At 65.6% G+C, this 22489-nt stretch carries 20 protein-coding genes and 3 pseudogenes; 13 read left to right on the top strand and 10 right to left on the bottom strand.

The genetic code is table 11. The features are described from left to right. Positions 1 to 24: 24 nt before the first annotated feature. Positions 25 to 2553, bottom strand: coding sequence for a glycogen/starch/alpha-glucan phosphorylase (locus G6N13_RS19770; protein ID WP_163699703.1), 2529 nt, complete (start codon positions 2551 to 2553; stop codon positions 25 to 27). Between the two features lie 271 nt (positions 2554 to 2824). Here G6N13_RS19770 and G6N13_RS19775 point away from each other — a divergent pair, with 271 nt between their 5' ends. Both G6N13_RS19775 and G6N13_RS19780 read left to right on the top strand, forming a co-directional pair. Beyond that, entirely contained in the window at positions 2825 to 4018 is a 1194-nt protein-coding gene (locus tag G6N13_RS19775; protein WP_163702341.1) for an acyl-CoA dehydrogenase family protein, read from the top strand. A gap of 65 nt (positions 4019 to 4083) precedes the next feature. Further along, the gene (locus tag G6N13_RS19780) at positions 4084 to 4431 is read left to right on the top strand and encodes a hypothetical protein (RefSeq protein ID WP_163699705.1); all 348 of its coding nucleotides are present in this window, start codon (positions 4084 to 4086) and stop codon (positions 4429 to 4431) included. Here G6N13_RS19780 and G6N13_RS19785 read toward each other — a convergent pair. After that, positions 4428 to 5813: an aspartate aminotransferase family protein gene (locus G6N13_RS19785; RefSeq protein WP_163699707.1), complete on the bottom strand. Its 1386-nt coding sequence runs from the start codon at positions 5811 to 5813 to the stop codon at positions 4428 to 4430. The two genes, G6N13_RS19780 and G6N13_RS19785, sit on opposite strands and share 4 nt — an antisense overlap. 27 nt (positions 5814 to 5840) lie before the next feature. Then, a complete protein-coding gene (locus G6N13_RS19790; RefSeq protein ID WP_163699709.1) occupies positions 5841 to 7358 on the bottom strand; it encodes a CoA-acylating methylmalonate-semialdehyde dehydrogenase in 1518 nt (505 codons plus the stop codon). A gap of 80 nt (positions 7359 to 7438) precedes the next feature. On the opposite strand from G6N13_RS19790, the gene G6N13_RS19795 reads away from it, so the two are divergent. From G6N13_RS19795 to ripD, 3 genes and pseudogenes are all read left to right on the top strand, one after another. Then, positions 7439 to 9007, top strand: coding sequence for a PucR family transcriptional regulator (locus tag G6N13_RS19795; RefSeq protein WP_163699712.1), 1569 nt, complete (start codon positions 7439 to 7441; stop codon positions 9005 to 9007). A gap of 145 nt (positions 9008 to 9152) precedes the next feature. Next, a complete protein-coding gene (locus G6N13_RS19800; RefSeq protein WP_163699714.1) occupies positions 9153 to 9932 on the top strand; it encodes a hypothetical protein in 780 nt (259 codons plus the stop codon). A 225-nt stretch (positions 9933 to 10157) separates the two neighbouring features. Further along, positions 10158 to 10649 (top strand): annotated as a pseudogene (gene ripD, locus G6N13_RS19805) (NlpC/P60 family peptidoglycan-binding protein RipD); the annotation flags it as partial. A gap of 176 nt (positions 10650 to 10825) precedes the next feature. On the opposite strand, the gene G6N13_RS19810 reads toward ripD, so the two are convergent. Together G6N13_RS19810 and G6N13_RS19815 are read right to left on the bottom strand one after the other, a co-directional pair. Beyond that, complete coding sequence (locus G6N13_RS19810) at positions 10826 to 11116, bottom strand: DUF4193 domain-containing protein (protein WP_163699716.1); 291 nt, start codon at positions 11114 to 11116, stop codon at positions 10826 to 10828. A gap of 173 nt (positions 11117 to 11289) precedes the next feature. Further along, positions 11290 to 12075: an acyl-CoA thioesterase gene (locus G6N13_RS19815; RefSeq protein WP_163699718.1), complete on the bottom strand. Its 786-nt coding sequence runs from the start codon at positions 12073 to 12075 to the stop codon at positions 11290 to 11292. A gap of 60 nt (positions 12076 to 12135) precedes the next feature. Between G6N13_RS19815 and G6N13_RS19820 the strand changes: the two genes are divergently transcribed. Further along, positions 12136 to 12954 carry a transporter substrate-binding domain-containing protein gene (locus tag G6N13_RS19820; RefSeq protein WP_197746808.1) on the top strand — a complete coding sequence of 273 codons (819 nt, stop codon included), beginning with the start codon at positions 12136 to 12138 and terminating at the stop codon, positions 12952 to 12954. 6 nt (positions 12955 to 12960) lie between these two features. Here the strand turns inward: G6N13_RS19820 and G6N13_RS19825 are convergent. The 4 genes and pseudogenes from G6N13_RS19825 to G6N13_RS19840 all read right to left on the bottom strand — a co-directional run bounded on the left by G6N13_RS19825 (position 12961) and on the right by G6N13_RS19840 (position 17324). Next, a pseudogene (locus G6N13_RS19825) lies at positions 12961 to 13608 on the bottom strand (enoyl-CoA hydratase/isomerase family protein). Between the two features lie 64 nt (positions 13609 to 13672). After that, positions 13673 to 14527: an acyl-CoA thioesterase domain-containing protein gene (locus G6N13_RS19830; RefSeq protein ID WP_163699720.1), complete on the bottom strand. Its 855-nt coding sequence runs from the start codon at positions 14525 to 14527 to the stop codon at positions 13673 to 13675. A gap of 250 nt (positions 14528 to 14777) precedes the next feature. Continuing rightward, positions 14778 to 14970, bottom strand: a pseudogene (locus G6N13_RS19835) (nitrile hydratase subunit alpha); the annotation flags it as partial. A gap of 5 nt (positions 14971 to 14975) precedes the next feature. Further along, positions 14976 to 17324, bottom strand: a complete 2349-nt coding sequence (locus G6N13_RS19840; protein WP_163699722.1) for a Tex family protein — start codon at positions 17322 to 17324, stop codon at positions 14976 to 14978. Positions 17325 to 17445: 121 nt separating this feature from the next. Here G6N13_RS19840 and G6N13_RS19845 point away from each other — a divergent pair, with 121 nt between their 5' ends. The 6 genes from G6N13_RS19845 to G6N13_RS19870 all read left to right on the top strand — a co-directional run bounded on the left by G6N13_RS19845 (position 17446) and on the right by G6N13_RS19870 (position 20170). Next, the gene (locus tag G6N13_RS19845; RefSeq protein WP_407663756.1) at positions 17446 to 17592 is read left to right on the top strand and encodes a hypothetical protein; all 147 of its coding nucleotides are present in this window, start codon (positions 17446 to 17448) and stop codon (positions 17590 to 17592) included. 130 nt (positions 17593 to 17722) lie between these two features. Beyond that, a complete protein-coding gene (locus G6N13_RS19850) occupies positions 17723 to 17947 on the top strand; it encodes a hypothetical protein (protein ID WP_163699724.1) in 225 nt (74 codons plus the stop codon). 435 nt (positions 17948 to 18382) lie between these two features. Continuing rightward, entirely contained in the window at positions 18383 to 18997 is a 615-nt protein-coding gene (locus G6N13_RS19855) for a hypothetical protein (RefSeq protein ID WP_163699726.1), read from the top strand. A 96-nt stretch (positions 18998 to 19093) separates the two neighbouring features. Further along, on the top strand, positions 19094 to 19357 hold the full coding sequence (locus G6N13_RS19860) for a hypothetical protein (RefSeq protein WP_163699728.1): 264 nt from the start codon (positions 19094 to 19096) through the stop codon (positions 19355 to 19357). Between the two features lie 119 nt (positions 19358 to 19476). Then, complete coding sequence (locus G6N13_RS19865; RefSeq protein ID WP_163699730.1) at positions 19477 to 19938, top strand: DUF5078 domain-containing protein; 462 nt, start codon at positions 19477 to 19479, stop codon at positions 19936 to 19938. Between the two features lie 85 nt (positions 19939 to 20023). Beyond that, the gene (locus tag G6N13_RS19870; protein ID WP_163699732.1) at positions 20024 to 20170 is read left to right on the top strand and encodes a hypothetical protein; all 147 of its coding nucleotides are present in this window, start codon (positions 20024 to 20026) and stop codon (positions 20168 to 20170) included. 7 nt (positions 20171 to 20177) lie between these two features. Here G6N13_RS19870 and G6N13_RS19875 read toward each other — a convergent pair whose 3' ends face one another. After that, positions 20178 to 20801 (bottom strand): FKBP-type peptidyl-prolyl cis-trans isomerase, encoded by a 624-nt coding sequence (locus G6N13_RS19875; RefSeq protein ID WP_163699734.1) that lies wholly within the window; start codon positions 20799 to 20801, stop codon positions 20178 to 20180. A 321-nt stretch (positions 20802 to 21122) separates the two neighbouring features. Between G6N13_RS19875 and G6N13_RS19880 the strand changes: the two genes are divergently transcribed. Continuing rightward, the gene (locus G6N13_RS19880; protein WP_163699736.1) at positions 21123 to 22409 is read left to right on the top strand and encodes a S1C family serine protease; all 1287 of its coding nucleotides are present in this window, start codon (positions 21123 to 21125) and stop codon (positions 22407 to 22409) included. Positions 22410 to 22489 lie beyond the last annotated feature (80 nt).

Consider the following 22489-nt stretch of genomic DNA (forward strand, 5'->3'; position numbering starts at 1 on the left):
GGCCACACGCGGCGTCGTGGAAATCTAGCGGGTCACCGGTGTCGGGCCGACATTCCAGATCTCGTCGCAGTATTCGGCTATCGCCCGGTCCGAGGAGAACTTCCCGCTGCGGGCGGTGTTCAGTACCGACATCCGCGACCAGGCATCGCGATCCTGCCACGCGGCGGACACCCGATCCTGGCATTCGACGTAGCTCGCGTAATCGGCGCAGACGAGGAACGGGTCGTCGTAGCGGAGGTTGTCGACCAGGGGCTTGAACACCTCGGTGTCGCCGTGCGAGAACTGTCCGCTGGCGATCAGCCCGAGTACTGCCTGCAGCTCCCCATTACCGTCGATGTAGTCCGAGGGCCGGTAGCCGCTGCGCTTGACCTGTTCGACCTCGGCCTCGGTGAGACCGAAGAGGAAGAAGTTCTCGGCGCCCGCCTCCTCGCGGATCTCCACGTTCGCGCCGTCCAATGTCCCAATCGTCACCGCGCCGTTGAGCATGAACTTCATGTTGCCCGTGCCTGAGGCTTCCTTGCCTGCGGTCGAAATCTGCTCTGAAAGGTTCGCCGCCGGGTAGATCAGATGCGCGTTCTGCACATTGAAATTCGGGATGAACGCCACCTTCATGAACCGGTTGACTTCCGGGTCGTGGTTGATCGTGTCACCAATCGCGTTGATCAACTTGATGATCCGCTTGGCCATGAAGTAGCCGGGTGCGGCCTTACCGCCGAAAACGTAAGCCCGCGGCGCGATATCGAGGCCCGGGTTTTGCTTGATGCGGTGATACTGCCGGATGATGTGCAACGCGGACAGGTGCTGGCGCTTGTACTCGTGGATCCGCTTGACCTGGATGTCGAACATCCACGTCGGGTCAAGATCCACGCCGACCGCCGAGCGCACATACTCGGCCAAGCGAGCCTTGTTGGCGCGCTTCACATCCCGCCACTGCTGACGGAACGAAGGATCGTCGGCGTAGACCTCGAGTCCGCGCAGCCGGTCCAGATGTGTCAGCCAGCCGTCGCCGATCGTGCGATCGATAAGCTCGCGCAGTCCCGGGTTCGACAGCGCGAGAAAACGCCGCGGCGTGACACCGTTGGTCTTGTTGGAGAACCGCTCGGGCCAAAGCTCGTAGAAATCCTTGAGAACGCTGGCCTTCAGCAGGTCGGAATGCAGGGCCGCGACACCGTTGATGGCGTGGCTACCGACGGTGGCCAGGTGCGCCATCCGCACGGTCTGGCCCCCGCCCTCGCCGATGATCGACATCCGCCGCACCCGGTCGACGTCGCCCGGGAAGTGGGCGCGCACCTCATCGAGGAAGCGGCTGTTGATCTCGTAGATGATCTCCAGGTGTCGCGGAAGCGATTCGCCGAACAGGCCGAGGGGCCACTTCTCCAGTGCCTCGGGTAGCAGAGTGTGGTTGGTGTAGCCGAAGGTCTGGACCGTGATCGCCCACGCCTCGTCCCAATCCATCCGGCGCTCGTCGACCAGGATGCGCATGAGCTCGGCGACGCCGATGGAGGGATGTGTGTCGTTGAGCTGGATCGCGAAGCGCTCTGGCAGCTCATGCAAGGACGCGTCGGCCAGGTCGTCCATGATGTGCACGATGTGCTGCAGCGAGCACGATACGAAGAAGTACTGCTGTAGCAGGCGTAGGCGCTTCCCGGCCTCGGGCTCGTCGTTGGGGTAGAGCACCTTGGTGACGGTCTCGGAGGTGACTTCTTCCTCGACGGCCTTGTAGTAGTCACCGGTGTTGAACGCGTCCAATGCGAAGGACTCGACGGCCCGGGCGCTCCACAGGGTCAGCACGTTGCAGGTTTTCACGCCGTAGCCCTGGATCGGGGTGTCGTAGGCGACGCCCTTGATGACCTGCTTGGGCACCCACCGAATGCGGCTGTGGCCGGCGTCGTCGATGTAGTGCTCGGTGTGGCCACCCCAGTTGACGAGGTAGTTGACGTCTGGTTTGGCAATCTCCCAAGGATTTCCGTTGGCGAGCCAGTTGTCGGTGTGTTCGATCTGCCAACCGTCGGCGAACTCCTGTTTGAAGATGCCGAATTCGTAGCGGATGCCGTAACCGATCGCCGGCCGCTCAAGAGTCGCCAGCGAGTCCAGGTAGCACGCGGCCAGCCGGCCGAGGCCGCCGTTGCCGAGACCAGGCTCCGGCTCGCAGGCGAGCACCTCGTCCAGATCCTGGCCGAGCGCGGCCAGCGCGGTGCGCGCCGCGGCTTCGATCTCGAGGTTCAGCAGGTTGTTACCGAGCTGAGGCCCCATCAGGAACTCGGCCGACAGGTAGCAGGTGACTTTCTTGTCGAGATCGAGGGAGACCTGGGTGGATGCCACCCGGTTGTCCTGCATGCGATCGCGCACGGCCAGTGCCAGCGCCCGGTAGTAGTGCTCGGGTCGCAGCGCGGCCGCCGGCCGGCCAACCGAGTAGCGCAGGTGGTCGCTGATCGCGCGCTGCAGCGCGTCGGCCGACAGCCCGGTGCGACTGTGCTCGTGTTGCCGCGGAGCGGCCTGGACACCGCCCTGGTCGACGACTTCACCCGGCACGTTGTTGACGACATCTGTCATTGACTTCTCCTGCTCCCACGACCGCTTCTCGATCCGTTACGAGGACACGAAGTCTGGCACCGCCGGATTTCGGCAAGGCGAGGTCCACGAGTCGCTCCCGTGAACTATCGCGCATCAACGGGCGCGCTGCGCGCCGAGCCGATGACCGGTCCGGTGTCATGGCCCTGGCCCATGACAGGGATCGGGTCGTCGCGGAACGCGTACCGCCGCGCGCGCCGGGGCTATACAGTTTCGCAGACGTGTTCACTGCCGCGAAAGATCGGAAATGACCATGACGTCGACACTGCAATCGGGAGACCAGCTCATCGAGTTGGCGCAAGGAATGCGCGACCTCGTCGTGGCACAAGCCGGTGAATCCGAGCAGCTGCGCACCCTCGCCCCGGCGGTCGTGGCCGAGATGTGGGCCAGCGGGCTGATGCAGTCGTTCAACCCGGTAGTCGCGGGAGGCGTGGAACCGTCCTTTCAGCAGATGATCGAAACCTGGATCGAGATGGCCTGGCAGGACGGCTCGTTCGGGTGGATCGGGATCGCGAACCTACCGTCGTCGTTCGCCGCGGCGGCCTACCTGCCCGACGAGGGCTTCGCGGAGGTGTTCACCGCCAACGACAACCGAGTGACACTGGGCGGACAGTTCTTCCCCAACGGCCAGGGTGCCGCGGTCGACGGCGGCTACCGACTGACCGGCTCGTGGAGTTTCGGTTCGGGCACCGGCCATTCCGAGTACGTCTGCGCGGGGTTCTTCCCGATGGACAACGGGGAGATGCGCTGGGCCCAGGATGGCCCCGACGGCATGCCCGAGATGCTGGTGGCCGTGATCCCGCGCGCCCATGTCGACTTCAAGGACGGGTGGCACGTCCAGGGGCTGAAGGGAACCGGCTCCTACGACTATGGCGTCAATGACGTGTTCGTTCCCGCAAGCCACACCTTCGGCCTCTTCTCCCGCGTCCCGCACCGCGGCAGCTCACCGGCCACCCGGATGGGGTTGATGCCGGTGACCGCGGCCGGCCACGCATCCTGGGCGCTGGGGATCGCCAAGAGCATGCTCGACGATGTCCAGGAGCTGGCGGCCACCAAGTTCCGGATGAGCGATATGGCCTCGCTCGCCAGCCGGCAGACCTTCCAGAAGGACCTGGCCCATCACGTGGCGGCATGGCGGGCGGCGCGACTGCTGGTGCTCGACGCGTTCGGCACCGCCGAGGCAGCCGTCGCCAGAGGGGATGATCTGACCCCGGCCCTGCGCGCCGATATGCGGGTGGCCGCTATCTATGCGACTGACGTCTCCCGCCAAGCCGCCGAGTGGGCGCACCTGGCCGCGGGCACCACCTCGATCCGGGAGGGCAGCCGGCTGGAGCGCGGCTTCCGCGATATCTACACCGGCACCCAGCATGCATTCATCAGCGAGAAGGTCGCGATGGACGTGGCTCAGATCTGGCTCGGCATCATCGAGGACCAGCCCGGGCTGTAAGCGGATGCGGTGGACCCGGCATTTTGCGCGCGTTCTGGCTCGCCCGGGATTAGAGTCCGAAGGTTATGACCGATTGGTCCGATCCGCGGCTGCCCAGCGCTGAAAAGACCAGTCCGCGCCAACTCAAGCGGATGAGTCGCAGCTTCTCCGGCGTCGGGGTCGGGATCCCGCCCGAGCGTCTGCAGCAGATCGCGATGGGCGGGACCGCCACCGCCGACGAGCTGGTCGACGTCAGCTTCGCCCTCACGGCAACTCAGTTGATCAGCGAGAAACGCCGGTCCAAACGCGCCCGCGCACAACGGCATTGCGTGCGTGGATTCATTCTCGTCGTCGCGATTCTCATCTCGATCAACGTGCTTGTCTGCCTGGGATTGCTGCTGTTCATGCTGACCCAGCACACGATGCCGTACTAGCCGGTCGCGTACCCGTCGGCGACGTCCAGCGCCTTGTCCAAGATGGCCAGACCCTGGGCCACCTCGTCGTCGCTGATATTGCAGGCCGGCACCGCATGGATCCGGTTGAAGTTGGCGAAGGGCAGCAAGCCGCCGGACTTGCATGCGGCCAGCACGTCGTTCATCGCGGGGCTGGAGCCGCCGTAGGGCGCCAACGGTTCGCGGGTCTGCTGGTTGGCCACCAGCTCGATCGCCCAGAACACGCCCAGGCCGCGCACCTCGCCGACGCTACCGTGTCGGGCCGCCAGCTCGCGCAGCCCCGGGCCGAGCACCTGATCGCCGAGCCGGGCGGCATTGGCCACCATGCCTTCGTCTTCCATCGCGTTGATCGTGGCGACCGCCGCGCCGCACGCCAGCGGGTGCCCTGAATAGGTCAGGCCACCCGGGTAGGCGCGATCGGCGAACGTCGAATAGATCGCATCGTTGATCGCGACACCGCCGAGCGGCACGTACCCGGATGTCACGCCCTTGGCGAAGGTCATCAGGTCGGGCACCACGTCGAAGTTCTGGATTGCGAACCACTTTCCAGTCCGGCCGAAACCAGCCATCACTTCGTCGGCGATGAATACGATGCCGTGGCGATCGCAGATCTCCCGCACTCCGGCCATGTATCCGGGCGGGGGCACCATGATGCCCGCGGTGCCCGGAACCGATTCCAAAATGATCGCGGCGATCGTCGCCGGTCCTTCGTGGGCGATCAGGCGCTCGAGGTAGTCCAGCGCTCGCTCGGCTTCCTGCTGCTCGTTCTCGGCGAAGAACGACGAGCGGTACAGGAACGGGCCGTTGAAGTGCACGACGCCGGAGCTGGCGTAGTCGTTGGCGTAGCGCCGCGGGTCACCGGTCAGGTTGATCGCGGTGTCGGTGCCGCCGTGATAGGAGCGGTAGCGGGATAACACCTTGTAGCGGCCGGTGTGCAGGCGGGCCATCCGGACCGCGTGCTCGACGGCGTCGGCGCCGCCGTTAGTGAAGAACACCCGGTTCAGGTCACCGGGGGTGCGCTCGGCGATCAGCCGGGCCGCCTCGGAACGGGCGGCGTTGGCGTGCTGCGGCGCGATCGTGCAGAGCTTGGCCGCCTGCTCGGCGATCGCGGCGACAACCTTCGGATGCTGGTGGCCGATATTGGTGAACACCAGTTGCGAGGAGAAGTCGAGGAGCTTGTTGCCCTCGCCGTCCCAGACGTAGGAGCCGTCGGAGGCGACGATCGTCATGGGTTTGATCTGGGCCTGAGCCGACCAGGAGTGGAAGACGTGCGCCCGATCCAGCTCGTAGGCCCGGGCGGCTTCGGCGCGGGCGGTGTCGAGGTCTTGGCCGTTGGGCAGGAGGTGGGGGGCTGTAGTCGTCATGCGTGCCTCTTTCGAGCTCAGTTGTGCTCAGTTGTTCTGTGGGAAGCCGAGGTTGATGCCGCCATGGGAGGGATCGAGCCACCGCGTGGTGACTACTTTGCCACGGGTGAAGAAGTGCACGCCTTCGGTTCCGTGAGCGTGGGTGTCACCGAACAGTGAACTCTTCCAGCCACCAAAGCTGTAGTAGGCGGTGGGGACCGGGATCGGCACGTTGATGCCGACCATGCCGACCTCGACTTCGTTCTGGAAGCGCCGGGCGGCACCGCCGTCGTTGGTGAAGATCGCGGTGCCATTGCCATACGGGTTGGCATTGATCAACTCCACAGCCTCGTCGTAGGTAGCCACCCTGAGCACCGACAGCACCGGGCCGAAGATCTCGTCGGTGTAGACGCTCATCTCGGGGGAGACGTTGTCGATCAGGGTGGGGCCCAGCCAGAATCCGTCAGCTTCCCCATCAACCGCCGTGCCGCGGCCGTCGACGACGATCGTGGCGCCATCGGCTTCACCGGCATCGATGTAGGAGGCCACCTTGTCCCGGTGGGCCTTGGTGACCAGCGGTCCCATATCGGTGTCGCGGGTACCGTCGCCGATCTTCAACGACGTTGTGCGCTGGGCGATCTTGGCGACCAACTCATCGGCTATCGGGCCGACGGCCACGGCCGCCGAGATCGCCATGCAGCGTTCGCCCGCCGAGCCGAACCCGGCGTTAACCATCGCGTCGGCGGCCAGGTCCAGGTCGGCGTCAGGCAGGATCACCGCATGGTTCTTGGCCCCGCCCAGGGCCTGCACGCGCTTGCCGTGCTGGGTGCCGGTGGAGTAGACGTACTGCGCGATCGGGGTGGAACCGACGAAGCTGATGGCCTTGATCGCCGTGTTGGTCAGCAGCTCATCGACGGCGACCTTGTCGCCCTGCAGAACATTGAAGACGCCGGCGGGGAGTCCGGCCTCGGCCCACAGATTCGCGATCCACAGCGCGGCAGAGGGGTCCTTCTCAGAAGGCTTGAGCACCACGGTGTTTCCGGCGGCGATGGCGATGGGGAAGAACCACATCGGCACCATCGCGGGAAAATTGAACGGGCTGATGACGGCCACTGGGCCCAGCGGCTGACGGATTGAAGCGACGTCGACGTTCGTCGAGGCGTTCTCCGTCATCCCGCCCTTGAGCAGATGCGATATACCGCAAGCGAACTCGACGACTTCCTGACCGCGGCTGACTTCACCGAGGGCATCGGCGAGCACCTTGCCGTGTTCGGCGGTGATGATCGCGGCCAATTCCTCCTTGCGGGCGTTGAGCAGCTCCCTGAACGAGAAGAGGCAGGCGGTCCTTTTGGCCAGCGAGGTGTCGCGCCACGCCGGGAACGCCGCTGCCGCGGCGTCGATGACCGCGCGGGCGTCGGCGACGGCGGCCAGTGCGACCTGACCGGTGACCTGCCCGGTGGCCGGGTTCGTCACGGGGGCGGTGCGATCACTGCTGCCGGCGAAGTTCTTCCCGTCGGCCCAGTGGGCGATGGTCCGGACGCGAGTGGTGGGCGCGGTGAGAGTCATACCTGCGATTCTGCGGGCGATTCACCTACCCAACGCCGACATACTGTCAGAAATATCGCGTTCAGCAATACACTATGTAAATGCAGCTGACGCTCGCCAACATCCTCGAGCTGCCATCGATTCGCGGTGGTGAGCCGGAGGTGGTGTGCACCGGGCCGATGGACCAACCGGTGCGCTGGGTCCACGTCAGCGATCTGGCCGACCTGTCTGGCCTGCTGACCGGCGGAGAGCTGGTGCTGACCACCGGCCAGGCACTGGCCGACCCGATTCGGCGCGACGCCTATCTGCCGGGGTTGGCCGACGCCGGCGCCGCCGGCGTGGTGGTGGAGCTCGGGCTGCACATCGATTCGCTGCCGGCCTCGGTTCGAGCCATCGGGACGGCGCTGTCTCTACCGGTGATCGTCCTGCACCGGCCGGTCCGATTCATCGACGTCACCGAAGAGGTGCACCGCAGGATCGTGGCCGACCAATACGCCGAGGTGGCATACGGACAGCGGGTGCACGAGGAGTTCACCGCGCTGAGCATGCGCCGCGCCTCCGTCGACCAGATCGTCAGCGCCGCGGCCGAAATGCTCGACACCGCGGTCGTGCTCGAAGACCTCAACCGCCAGGTCCTGGCGTTCGACGGCTGGGGCATATCGGCCACGATTCTGCTGGCGGACTGGGAGCGTCGGTCGCGGCTGGCGACTGCCGGCACCTGGACGGCCTGCCCGGTCGGCCCGTATCGCGAGGAATGGGGCCGGTTGATCGCCCCGCGAATCGACGCCGACGGGCGGGCACTGATGACACTGGAACGGGCTGCCCAGGCGCTGGCCCTGCACCGGATGGTCGAGCAGAACCGCAGTTCGCTCGAACTGCGCGCCCAAAGTGGGCTCATCGATGATCTGCGCCGCGGCCGGATCACCGACGAGGCGGAGGCGACCGCGCGGGCTCACGCGCTTGGATTACGGCCCGCACTGACGTATGTGCCGGTGGCGATCCGGCTCCGGGAGAACGCCGGCCACGATCAGGTCGTGATCGCGCAGCGGCGAGTGCGGACCCTCGACGCGATCATGCACACGGTGCGCGCCGCCGGCCACACCGGCCTGGCATCCACCCGCGATGACGGGCAGATCGACCTTGCGCTGGCACCCCAGCGGACCAGCACTCTGCAGGAGGTGTGTGCAGCGATCCGCCAATCGGTCCTCCGCCTGGACGGGGTCAGCGACTGCACGATCGGGCTGGGGCCGGAGTCCAGCAGGCTCGTCGACGCGGTCGGAGGCCTGCGCGAGGCAGGCCACGTTGCCGAGGTCGCGATGTCGATGCCGTTGCGCACCTTGGCATTTCATCGCGCCTCCGACGTCCGATTGCGCGGGCTGCTCGCGCTGATCCGTACCGATCCTCGCGTGCAGGCGTTCGCCGAGACGGAACTGGCCGGGCTGCTCGCGCATCGCGCCAAACACGGCGACGAAGCCTTCGACCTGCTGCGTCGCTTCTTGGCCGTCGGCGGTAACAAGGCTGAGCTGGCCAGGACAGTGCACATGTCGCGGCCCACGCTGTATTCGCGATTGGACGCCCTGGCCCGCATCGTCGGCCTGGACCTCGACGACGCCGAGTCGCGAACCTCACTGCACGTCGCGATGCTGATCCTGAATCCGGCGGGGGAGTAGCGGTTCGCATCACGCCGGGTCGGCCGGGTCCTCGGCATCGCGGCCAGAGACCCGATCGAGAACGCCAGGCCAGTGCGGGGTACCCGTCGCCGACACCGGACGCCGCTGAGCACTTGCCCAACCCCCGCCCATACACTGAGCCACTGTGGGCATTCTCGTTGGCTTCGCGCCGTGGATCGTCTATTGGGTACTAGTCGGCAACGTGCCGTTCGAGACGGCGGTGCTGGTCGCCCTCGGTATCGCGGTCATCGGGCTGATTATCGGCCGCGCCAAGAAAGCGCCGGGCCTGACCTTTGAAATCGGTTCTGTCGCAACATTATCCGTGCTGGCGATCCTGACTTTCGTCACCGATCAGTCGTTCAAGGAGCAATGGATGCAACCGCTGAGCAACGCGGGCATACTTTTGATCGCGTTGGTGGGCGCGCTGATCGGCAGACCGTTCGTGCGCGAGTTCGCCGCGGCTGGCCGGCCCGATGACATCGTCACGAGCGCGCTCTTCAAACGGATCACCACGCTGCTGACCTGGATCTGGGTCGCCGCGTTCGCCGGTATGACGGTGTCCTCGGTGATCCCGCCCATCGTGCAGGGTGACGCGACGATCCTCGACACCAAGACCCCGCTGTCATTCGTCTGCTACTGGGTCATTCCGTTCGCCTTCATGGGCCTGGCGGCGCTGGCGTCGCGCATCCTGCCCGACAAGATGACGCTGAGCGATGGTGGAGTACGCGAGACATCGTTCGTCGCGTACAGCGAGGCCGCCATCGATGAGCTGTATTACCTAGCCCAGGAGCACGCCAACCGCGAAGTGGGTGCCGGTAAAGAGGCCTACGACGTGAAGGTCGGCGGCATGGGGATGGCTCTCACCGGCGATGATTCCCGCAAGTCGTGGTCATCCACCTATCGGGTGCGGGACCGGCGGCGCTAACGACCCCGGCATCGGTTGCTCGAGCCCGTGGCTGATCACAACCAAACGGGCAAGGATGCACACCACTTCGGACTCTGTTACATCACGGTTTGACTAAAAGCCCTGGTCGGCTTCGAAGGCTGGTCAGCGACTGTCCGCTGTTTGCTGTAGAAGTTACAGAAGTGACCTCTGTGAACAGAATGGGGTTTTTGCCCAGAGGTGTCCTGAAAGGTGGAAATGAAGATGATGAAGCGCCTGTACGCTATCGCACTCGGAGTGGTGATGATGCTGGGTCTGCCGGGTCTGCTCGCCCCGGTGGCAACTGCCGCACCGGCCGGCCCGGTGAGCCGTGATCAATACGTCCAGCTGGTGATCCAGCGCGGACTCGCCCAGCGCGGCGTGCCGTATGCGTGGGCCGGCGGCGACATCAACGGGCCCACCCTGGGCAAGGGCCAGAGTGCGGCCGTGGTCGGGTTCGACTCCTCGGGTCTGATCCAGTACGTCTACGCCGGTGTCGGTGCCAAACTGCCGCGCTCCTCGGGCGATATGTACAAAGTGGGCCAGCGCGTCACCCCCGACCAGGCGCTGCCCGGTGACCTGATCTTCTACGGACCCGACGGCACCCAGAGCGTCTCGATGTTCCTCGGCAACAATCAGATGCTCGAGGTCACCGACACCGTCGTGGCGGTCTCTGCGGTGCGCGCCAAGGACATGGCTCCCTATCTGGTCCGCGTCATCGCTTAACACGTCAGCCCAAAAAGTCAGGGTGCGCCGTTCATCGTCTCCACGATGAGCGGCACACCCTTTCGGTGTACGCAGAATTCATCAGAGTTATCAGAATTGTTGGCGCACAACACAACGCCACACCACTGCACCATCAACCATCCGGCTCTCGCGGGACGGATCCGGCCGGGTTAGGCGCAGTCGGTGCAGGTCATGCTCGACGCGTCAGCCAGCCGGCTGCGGTGGTGAACCAGAAAGCAGCTGGTGCACGTGAACTCATCAGCCTGCTTGGGGATCACCCGAACCGTGAGCTCCTCGTCAGACAGGTCCGCACCGGGCAGCTCGAAAGAATCGGCAGCTTCAGCCTCGTCAACATCGATCACGGCTGTCGCCGTGTCCTTGCGCCGCCCCGCCAGATCTTCCAGCGACTCTTCCTCAGGCTCGGCCTGAGACCGGCGAGGGGCGTCATAATCAACGGTCATGGTCCGTGCCTTTCGTTCCATCCGCACTCGACGTCGCGTCAACGCAGTCGAATGCGGGTTTGTTCCCGTAGCCGGTCTTGGCTAAACACCGTCGTTGTGCACTGGCTGAGTTGTTGCCACAACCTGGCCAGCACTGTCGCATTCCCATGCCATAGGAACGCAAGAGTACGGCGTTAGGTTCGCCAGAGTGATTCCTGGGCGACACTGGCGATCAGGGTACCGTCACCGCGGTGAATTGACCCGCGCGCCAAGCCCCGCGCGTCGCTGTGACTTACCGCAGAGGCGTCGTACAAATGCCAATGAGAGGGGTCGGTGGGCCGGTGCAACCAGAGGGCGTGGTCGAGGCTGGCCGCACCCCCAGGACTGGGGCGGCCACCGTCCGGTGGTCGCGCCGAGGACACCAGACCTAGGTCAGAGATGAATGTCAGTGCGCAGGCCCGCAATATCGAATCGTCCTCGATCGGCTCGCGGGTCCGAAACCAGAACGGCTGGACCGGCCAGTCGTCGTGACCATGGTGTCCGGGCGCGACCCGGATGTCGAAGTGATCGGCCCACCGCACTGGCAGCGTTGTGACGATTGTCGCGTCCGATAATTCGACCGCGAGCGGGTCCGGGCGCTGCCAGTCGGTGGTGGTCTCCGGCAGGTGGAACGACGCCATCATCTCGAAGATCGCGGTGCCGTCCTGCACTGCGGTGACTCGACGGGTGTTGAAAGAGCGGCCGTCGCGCGTGATTTCCACGGTGAACTCGATATCGACACCGATCCGTCCGCCTTTGATGAAGTAGGCGTGCAGCGATTGCGGCAGTCGACCGGAGTCGACGGTGGCGGCAGCGGCAGCCAGCGCCTGCGCTGCGATCAACCCGCCGTACAACCGGGGGCCGACCCCGGATGTTGCCGAGGTATGAAAGGTCTGCCCATGGCGGTCGAGCCGGACCAAGTCCGCGATCCAGCTCGGCATGGTCTCCCCGCGGTTGTGGTGGTCGAAATCGCACTCACCATAACCGCATAGAGTGCAGTGATGGATCGCGGGTGCACGAACCGCATGGGGCCGTTGAGCTTTGGCGCACTCGCTCTCGTTGCGGCCATCGCGACGTCCGGCACCCTCGCGCCATCGGCCGGGGCAGCCGGCGACCCGGCCGCCCTGAAAATCTGCACCACCGGCGATTACCCACCGCTGACCTACCGTGACCCGTCAACCGGGCGCTACAGCGGAGTCGACATCGACATGGCCCATGATCTGGCTGATCACCTTGGCCGAACACCGGTGTTCGTGGCCAGCACCTGGCCGACGCTGATGGCGAATGTGACCGCACCCGGAATGTGCGATATTGCGATGGGCGGGATCACCGACACTCCGGAACGGCGTCGCAGCGCTGACGTCACCGAGCCATATCTGTCCAGCGGAAAGACACCGGTGGTGGCCGCGGCCAACGCTGGCCGCTTCTCGTCGATCGAGGACATCGACCAGCCGGGCGTGCGGGTGATCGAGAACAGCGGCGGCACCAACGAACAGTTCGCCCGCAAGAACTTCCCGACCGCTCAGATCACGATCTGGCCGGATAACACCACGATCTTCGATCAGCTCGCGGCGGGCAATGCCGACGTGATGGTCACTGATGCGGTGGAGGCGATCTATCAGTCTTCGCTGCACCCGGAATTGGTGGCGCAGCACCCGGAGCAGCCGTTCACCTCGGAGGTCAAGGCCTACCTGCTGCCCGCCGGCAGCCCGATCGCCGGCGAGGCGAATGCGTGGCTGGCGGGCGCGCTCAGCGACGGAACGTTCGCCGGGATCTACCAGCGCTGGCTGCACACACCAGCGCCCGAGGCGCCACGGTAGACAGACTCACCGGCCTCGCCACCGGGGCTTGCGCTTGTCCCGCCACGCCTGGAGGCCTTCGGTGACATCCTCGGTGACGCCGGCCACCTTGCGCATCACCTCACCGAAGCGCACCGACTCGATCCAACCCATATCGGCGGTTCGCCAGGCCACCTCCTTGGTGGCTCGCTGTGCCCGCGGTGCGGCCTCGGTCAGGGTCTTGGCCCACGCCCGCGCCTCTGCTTGCAGGTCCTCGAATGGTGGGGACCCCCAGCGTCACCTCGGGGTAATGAAATGTGGCCTCGGTCGAGGCAATCAGAAAGTCGCAGAACAGGACTCCGGTCAGTCCGTAGCCAACGCACGGCCGTGCACAGCGGCTATCGTCGGCTTGAACAACTCCATGCCGGATTCGAAGCTGTTGATGGTCGGCTTCTCCCAGAAAGTGCCGCCGAAGGTGCCGACCGATCCTTCGCCGTCCTTGAGATCACCGCCCGCGCAGAAGACGTCGCCGGTGGCCGTCAGGATCCCGACCTAGGCCGCCTCCTCGTCGCGGAACCGGTCCCACGCGGCGTTGATCTCCCGCCGTAGCGGGCCATTGATGGCATTGCGCGCCTCGGGGCGGTTGAGCGTGATCGTGGCGACGTGATCGGTCAGCTGGTAGGTGACGAGGCTCATTTCTGCACTCTAATGACGCCAGTGCCGAGGTTGCCCCCGACGCGACCTCGACACTGGACGGCTTTTAGCCGCGTCCGCTGATCTCCATCCGGGCCGCGGGGTTGGCCATCGCGGTGACCATGCTGGTGCCGAATGCGCCGTCGTCGTCGAACAGGGTGGCGCTGCCCACCGACACCCCGTTCTCGGAGAACTGGGTGTCGGCCTGCACGCCGATGAACACGCCATGGGGCGGCCGTGTCAGTGCCACCGTCAGGTCGCCGTTGACGTAGCCGATTCCGCCGGCCCCCAAATCGGTTACCAGATTGGCGGCCGCCTCGGCGACGACTGCGGAGCGGACGAATGGCGTGGCGGGCAGGCCCGCCACCGCGTCGAGGCCGCCGTAGTAGGCACGCTTGCGTCCAGTGCTGTGGTTCCGTGCGCCCATTGGGTTCCAACCGGTTCGGTCACCGCCGACGTACAGCGGATGGTTCTCGGCCTTCTCCCCGCCCTCCGGCGCGATGACGCTCATCGCCGATTCCCACTGATCGTCCACCGCTGCGGGAGTCTGGCGGTACTGCAACAGCGTTGCCCGCGCCACGATCCAGTCGTCCTGGATGATGTCGCATTCGGCCGTCCGCATCCGGTGGCCGTGCCGAATCAGCCGGGTCTGGGTGTAGGTCGGGACGGCGCGGGCTGGTTTGAGCAGATCGAGGGTCAGCCGGGCGGGCAGGTATCCGATCGCGCCGTACTTGCGTTCCAGCGCCGACGCCGCGAGGCCGGCGATCGCCTGACCGCTGAGCACGCCGTCGCTCCAGGAGGCCGCGGCCGACCTCGTCGGCCGGAAACTCCCGTTCGCCTGCTGCACGAAATAGGCGGGGCGGATGCCGATCGCGCTGGACGCCGCTGCCGTGCGTTCCGACAAATCCATGCTGCTGTTCATCGTTGCCATCCTTTAGTTGAGGGGAGCCGCCGCTTGCTTGACGGCTCACCAGGCAACTATGACCCGCGGCGAGGCAGGAAACTGTCCACCGATCAGCTGGAATAGCGGATGAATCAGAGGTCCACCGATTGGGGGACAACGGTGTGCGAGTAAGGATTGGAGTCGAGGGCGAGCGGCGGAAAGCCGTTGTCGCAGTTCACTTTCAGCGATAACACCCCGGGTTGGCAGCGAATGCGTCAGTGCGACAAGCCACCTGGCGGCGCCACCGCACAAGCCGCCGAGGGTGATTGGGGGTTCGATACCACCCGGGGGAGTCACCGAGAATCGGACGGGGATAGCACGAGCACAACGCGCAGACGATCACGTTGTGCACGGTGGGGGTGTCCTCGAAGGATCTGGAAGGCGGTGAAATTGCTTGGCGTACCGAAACCGGTGGGCTTCAGCCGGACTACCGGCCGAAACCGGCATCACGTAAGGCCTGGGCCATCGATCCGGAGGACCGGTTGGTGTTGTCCCGCCGGCCGCCGTCGCCGCCACGGCCGGGCTGGCGACGCTGGCCGCGACCGGATGGAGCGCTGGCCTTACCGGAGCCCTTGGCCTGATTGGCCTTTGGTGCATCGCCCAACCGCAGGGTCAACCCGATCCGCTGGCGGTCCACGTCCACTTCCAAGACCTTGACCCGCACCACCTGCCCCGATCGCACCACCTCGTGTGGGTCGGAGACGAATCGGTCCGACATCGCCGACACGTGCACGAGACCGTCCTGGTGCACACCAACGTCGACGAAGGCTCCGAAGGCCGCGACATTGGTGACGACACCTTCGAGCACCATGCCGACCTTGAGGTCGGCCACCTTCTCCACACCGGCGGCGAAGGTCGCAGTGGAGAACGCCGGTCGCGGATCGCGCCCCGGCTTTTCCAGTTCAGCGAGGATATCGGTGACCGTCGGTACACCGAATCGGTCGTCGGCGAAGTCGGCGGGCTTCAATGACCGCAACGACCGCTCGTTGCCGATGAGCTCGGCCAGCGCGATCCCCGAACGGTCCAGGATCCGCCGGACCACCGGATAGGCCTCCGGATGGACACCCGATGCGTCGAGCGCGTCGTCGCCACCACGGATCCGCAGGAATCCCGCACATTGCTCAAAAGCCTTGGGCCCCAGACGTGCAACATCGAGCAACGCACTGCGGCTGCGGAACGGCCCGGTCTTCTCGCGGTGCGCGACGATCGCTTCGGCCAGCGTTTCGGTCACCCCGGACACCCGTGAGAGCAGCGGAACCGACGCGGTGTTCAGGTCGACGCCGACAGCGTTGACCGCATCCTCCACCACGGCGTTGAGGCTGCGTGCGAGCGTGCCCGGACTGACGTCGTGCTGATATTGGCCGACACCGATCGACTTCGGCTCGATCTTCACCAGCTCCGCGAGCGGATCCTGCAGCCGTCGTGCGATCGACACCGCTCCGCGCACCGTCACATCCAGGCTCGGCAGCTCACGGGCCGCGTAGGCCGACGCCGAGTAGACCGACGCGCCGGCTTCGCTGACCATTGCCTTCGCCGGCGCGGCCGCGCCGGCGGCGCGGATATCTGCGATGAGTTCGGTGGCTAACGCGTCCGTCTCTCGCGATGCGGTGCCGTTGCCGATCGCGACCAGCTCGACGCCGTGGCGAGCGACCAGTGCAGCCAAGATCGCCTTGGCCGAATCCCATTGGCGCTGCGGCGCGTGCGGGTAGATCGCGCAGGTGTCGAGCACCTTGCCGGTCGGATCGACGACGGCGACCTTGACGCCGGTACGGAAACCGGGATCCAGTCCGAGCGTGGTGCGGGTACCGGCGGGAGCAGCCAGCAGTAGATCCTTGAGATTCTTGGCGAATACCGCCACCGCATCGTCCTCGGCGCGCTGGCGCAGCCGCATCCGCGCATCCACCGCCCCGGAGATCATCAGCCTGGTGCGCCAGGCCAATCGGACGGTGGTGGCCAGCCATGGCGTCGCGGCCGCATTGGCCGACAGGTCGACGCCTAGCGACTGGGCGACCATCACCTCGTAGGCATCGTCGCTACCGCCGTCGAAACGTAATGCAAGCGCCTGCTCCTTCTCGCCGCGCATTACGGCGAGCACCCGATGCGACGGCATATCCTCCAACCGTTCGCTGAACTCGAAGTAGTCACGAAATTTCTGTGCGGCTTGGGTTTTCGCGGACTCCTCGGAATGGGGCGTGGTCCGCAACACGCCTTGGGACCAGAACTTGGCCCGGATCGCGCCAACCAGCTCGGCGTCTTCGGCGGCCCGCTCGACAAGGATGTGTCGTGCGCCATCCAGTGCCGCCGCAGCGTCGGTGACATCGGCAGTGAGGAAGTCTGCGGCCGCGCTTTCCGGAGCGACGGCCGGATCGGCGAGCAACCGATCGGCGAGAGGCTCCAGGCCGGCTTCTCGGGCGATCTGAGCTTTGGTGCGCCGCTTGGGTTTGTACGGCAGGTAGATGTCCTCGACCCGCGATTTGGTGTCGGCCGCGAGCAACGCAGCTCGCAGTTCGTCGGTCAACTTGCCCTGCTCCTCGATGGAGGCCAGCACCGCATCGCGCCGCTCATCGAGCTCCCGCAGATACCGCAAACGCTCCTCGAGATCGCGGAGCTGTCCGTCGTCGAGGCTGCCGGTGACTTCCTTGCGGTAGCGGGCGATGAACGGCACGGTCGCCCCCTCGTCGAGCAGCCGCACAGCAGCGGCCACCTGCGTCTCGGCTACCGCGAGCTCCTCAGCAAGACGGGCATTCACAGATTTGACGGTTGGGCTCGAAGTCACGCCGAGACCCTACCGAACCCCGGCGACAATCCGACGAATGGTCAAGGTGATGTCGCAAGAGCTCGAGTCTGCCTGATACCAAAGGATTTGGGCTTGGCGCCGTTGACGCCACAGTCACCCCATGACGACCGCCGCTGACCCTTCAACCAGCCTCGCACCGACACGTATCTCTCGCCTCGCGGTCCCTGAGGTCGACGCGCTCAGCAACCGAGCGGTGAAGGGCTTCTTCACCCACCAGCAACGCGAAGAGGGCCTCACCTCCAACTGATTCCGGGCGCTTGCGTTGAACGAGGACGACCTGGGCCGGCTGAACGGCCCCTGACGGGCATATCCGGGTCACCACAGGTAGCTCTTCAAGGAACGGACGGCTGATCAAACAAGCCGGGGCCGTGTCGCTGGTGGTGCAACACGAGGAGCCGCCGTACCAGTACGTGGTGGTCGAAGCCTCGGTTGCCGAGGTCACCGACCCCACACCGCCGGAGGTTCTCGAAGAGATCGCGGTGCGGTATCTGGGAGAAGAGGCCGCGCGGCAGTTTGCTCGGAGCAGGGATGGCCACGCCAACGTGCTGTTCACATTCCGCCCGGATCGCTGGCTCAGCGCCGAGTTCTCCGACGAGCTGTAGCCGGTCCTAGTTGGGATCGGTAGGCGATCCCGGGCTCTCAACTTCTCGCAACGGCGCCACGAAGGCGGCGAGTAATGAGAGGAAGAACCCATGAAGATCGTCCCGGCACCTATCGCGCAGCAGATCGATCGCGTCGACCGCCAGTACAGGGTGTCCATCGGAATCAGCACCGGCCTGTTGGCCTTCTGATCCATCTACCGTGTCCTCTGGTCGATCTAACTGGCCGTGACCTGCGACTCAATCTGCGAACCCCTGGTGCCCGGTCGACCCCGCGGGCATCGGGGGGTGTTGAAACGACGCGCGTCGCGCGGGCGATAGAGCGGGAGTGCATCGGGTTTGCTCCCGGCACGGGGATCGCCGACATGTGCGACGATCTCACCACAAGCCTTGGCCACGCCAGAGTGGGCCTCGGCCAGAGAGAGGACTGGCGGATTCATGACTGAAAGGCACCGCACCGCGTCATTCGTCCGCGCAATCGTCGTAGCCGGTGTGACCGTCGGCGCCGCGTTCGCCGGGGCTGCCGCCGCAACGGCCGACCCCGTGCCATCGACGCCACTGCCCGGTCCGGGGGATCCCGCGGCAGCCGCGCCCGGTCAGCCGGTCGCCGTGCCCGTCGACCCCGCCGCTGTCGCCGCACCTGCACCGCCTCCGCCCGGCGCGCCGCCCTCGGTCCCTCAGCTCGCCGACCAGACCTACGGTTCGCACAACAACGGCGGCGGCAGCGGTGTCCTCGGCTCACTTAAAGACCTCTGGCATCAGGCTCGCGACCCTTATTACGGGCCCGATGACACTGCCTACGCCAATGGCTCGGTCGCGGCGCCGCCCGGAGCCGGCGCGCCGCCGCCGCTGCCACCGGGGTTCAAGTCGTACACCGCACCGGGCTCCGAAGCGCCCCCGAGCGAGTACGGCCCAGGTGAATCGCCGCCCCCTGGGACTCCCGCCCTGCCGCCGGGGTACTACTCGATCTCCGGGCCGCCGCCGCCGGGGTACGAGTTCAACGCGCCGGGACAGCCGGCCCCGATCACCGCGACACCTGCGCCGACGCCGTAGCGACGCGCGATATTGCGGGGTAGAGGATTATCTGCGTCCGACGCTGGTTATACTCGCTAAGTATCTGGATGACGTCGGAACGCTGGAGTCGTGCTCATGACCTTGATCAAAACGGCGCTGGCCGCTGTCGGCGCGCTCGCGGTTGGACTCGCGATCGGCATCGCACCGGCCAGCGCTGAACCGCCGCCAACGGACCAGAACGTCGGCGAGCAGGTGCCCGATTGGGCACCGGCCAAGCCCGCCGAGGTGTGGGCCGGGCGCCCCGTCGTGTGGACCCATATGTGGGGTGGCCGCTGGGGTGTGTGGATCAACGACAACTTCATCACGCTGTCGTCCAACCCAGTGACCAACGGCGGATGACACTGTCCGTATCAAGAGTCACACTCGTCACAAACACAGTTCGTCGCGGACCTAGGGTGGATACTCCGCCCTAGGCATCTATATAGTTAGTGCGCTTAAAGGTTTAGGGCAGGAGAACGATGACAGGGTTGAGGCGTCGGGCGAAGCTCGCGGGAATGGCGTTGAGCGCAGTGGCGGCTGCGAGTGTCATCACCGCCGGTCCGGCCGGTGCCGACGCCAGCGACGACTATCCGATCCCGCATCGGATCATCATCACCGAGTGCGACACCGAGCAGTACATGGCCGCGGCGCGCGATACCAGCCCGGTGTACTTCGAGCGGTACATGATCGACCGCAGCAACCGGCCGCCAGAGGTTCAGCAGCTGGCCTTCGACCGCATCCACTGGTTCTTCTCGCTCGACCCGGTGGCTCGTCGCCAGTACTCCGAGAACACCGCGACCAATGTCTACTACGAGTTCGTCGCGACCCGCTGGGGCAACTGGGCCAAGCTGTTCTTCAACAACAAGGGCGTCGTCGCCAAGGCCACCGACGTCTGCATGAACTACCCGAAGGGCGATATGTCGGTCTGGAACTGGGTCTAGCTCCGGAGCTAATTTCCGAGCGGCGGCAACAGAACCGTCAACCCCACCTGGATACAGGCATCAATGCTGATGTCCTGATGCATTGGTGGAAGATGAAGCAAACATATTCGGCGACTCTCAACTCACCGCGTCTCGGGTGTGCCCTGGCCACGGCTCTGACCACTATGCCGACCAGCAGAAGGACGATATCTACGCGCTGGTGAACGACCTTCAGCCCACCTGCCCGCCGTAGCCGCCCGCTACGAGGCGGAAAGGATCTTGATCGCGAAGACCAGGGTGTCGCCCGGCAGGATCCCCGCCCTGGGCTGACCGTCCGGGTAGCCGTCCGCGGAGACCATGGCAACCGCGACGGTGGATCCCACCTTCTGGCCCGCGATCGCCTTCTGGAAGCCCGGTACGACGCCGTCGAGCGGGAAGTCGGCCGGCTCTCCACGCTGATAGCTGCTATCGAACACGGTCCCGTCGCGGCCGTTGACGCCCATGTAGCAGACCGAGACCGAGGCGGTCGGCGCGACGGCCGGTCCGCTACCAGCCTGCAGCGTGTGCACTTGGGTGGCAGCGACGCTGAACGGCGCGGTCACCGTGACGACGGGCGCGGCGGTATCGGTGGATCCGGTGACCGCGACGCTGCCGGTAGCCCCGGGCAATGTCCACTCGGGGGCACCCGGATTCGCCGGCGGCGCGGTCGGGCAGGTGGCGTCGGGTCCGGCCGCCTGGGTCACGGGAGACGCGACCGCTGGGGCGCCGGAGGTCTTGCTCGCGGACGGAGTGCTGTTGTCGGAGCCGCACGCGGCCACCATCAGGGCGATCGACGCGGTGCAGCCAGCAAGTGCGACGGCGGAGGGCACGCGGAAGGAATTCACGGTCGCCACGCTACAGCCGCATTGCCCGGTGCTGGCTGACCGGCACCCAATATTGACCCACTACAAAGTCTTGGGCGCAGCTGAACTAATTCTCAGCAAAGGCTCAGTCGCCGAAGGCAAACTGCATTCAGGCGCTGACCGGCGCAAACATTAAGTTGTTATGAGAAAGAGAAATCGAACGCCATGAGCTACCGATCAGAGAATGTTCCGCACGACAATCATCGCCAATGGCAGCCGAAAACCGCTGCAAATCAGACACACTCGAACCAGTGGGGCCAAGGCCGGTATCAATATGATTACGACGCCTCTGATCCGAGCCGCATGCATCCGCCTGCGTACGCCCCAAGTCCGGATATGCATAGTCAATTTGTGAGACACGCATCACAGCAAAATCCTAAGCAACGGAACAAATCGCGCGCCGGCGTGATGGTGTGCGGGACGGCGGTCGTTGCCATGGTTGCCGGCGCCGCTGCCGTCGCTGTGGTCGACCATGTCGGACAGCCGGCCGCCACGGTTCCGGCACCGGCCGCCGCGGGAGTTGTTTCTCCGAAGACCGTGTCCACCCAGCCAGTCGCTCAGGCACCCGTCGGATCCGTGGAGCAGGTCTCGGCCAAGGTGCTGCCCAGCGTCGTGAAATTGCAGATCAGCAGTGGCCAGCAGAGCGAAGAGGGGTCCGGGATCGTGCTGAGCTCCGATGGCCTCATCCTGACCAATAACCACGTCGTGGCGGCGGCCGCGCAGGCGGCGACCGGCCGCGGACCGACGGCTTCCCAAGCCGACCCCAGCGACGACAGCCTGGGCGGCCCGGGTCTGCGACCGTATGGCCGCACCAACGGCAACCTGAAGGCCACGGTGACGTTCTCCGACGGCCGGACCGTGCCGTTCACCGTCGTGGGCACCGACCCCGCTGACGACATTGCCGTGGTTCGAGCGCAAGGCGCGTCCGGACTCACCCCGATCACCATCGGATCGTCCAAAGACCTGAAGGTGGGACAGAACGTCGTCGCTGTCGGCTCGCCGCTGGGCCTGCAGGGCACAGTGACCACCGGCATCGTCAGCGCTCTGGACCGTCCGGTCGCGACCGGCGACGAGCAGAGCGGTCAGCATTCGGTGATGAATGCCATCCAGACCGACGCGGCCATCAACCCAGGTAACTCCGGTGGGGCGCTGGTGGACATGAACGGCGATCTGATCGGCGTGAACTCAGCGATCGCATCCCTTGGCGGCGGCCAGGATTCGCCGGGAGCTCAAGCCGGCTCGATCGGCCTTGGCTTCGCCATTCCGGTGGATCAGGCCAAACGCATTGCCGACCAATTGATCTCCACCGGAACTGTCCAGCACGCCTCGCTGGGTGTGCAGCTCAGCTCGGACGACACCGCGCGCGGCGCACTGATCGCGGGAGTCGCGGACGGCAGTCCGGCGGCAACGGCCGGCCTGCCCAAGGGTGCATTGATCACCAAGGTCGACAGCCGTGTGATCGATGGACCGGAGTCGCTCGTCGCGGCGATTCGTTCCAAGGCACCCGGCGATGACGTCACGGTGACCTATAACGATCCGTCGGGGGCATCACAAACCGTCCAGGTGACTCTCGGCCAGCTGCAGTCCTGAGAACACCCTTGGTGCACAGGATAATTGGAGCAAAACTCCGATTATCTTGTGCACCGATGGCTTATAGTCCCATTTCAGCA

Origin of the sequence: Mycolicibacterium sarraceniae (genome assembly GCF_010731875.1) — a bacterium.
GTDB classification, from domain to species: Bacteria; Actinomycetota; Actinomycetes; order Mycobacteriales; family Mycobacteriaceae; genus Mycobacterium; species Mycobacterium sarraceniae.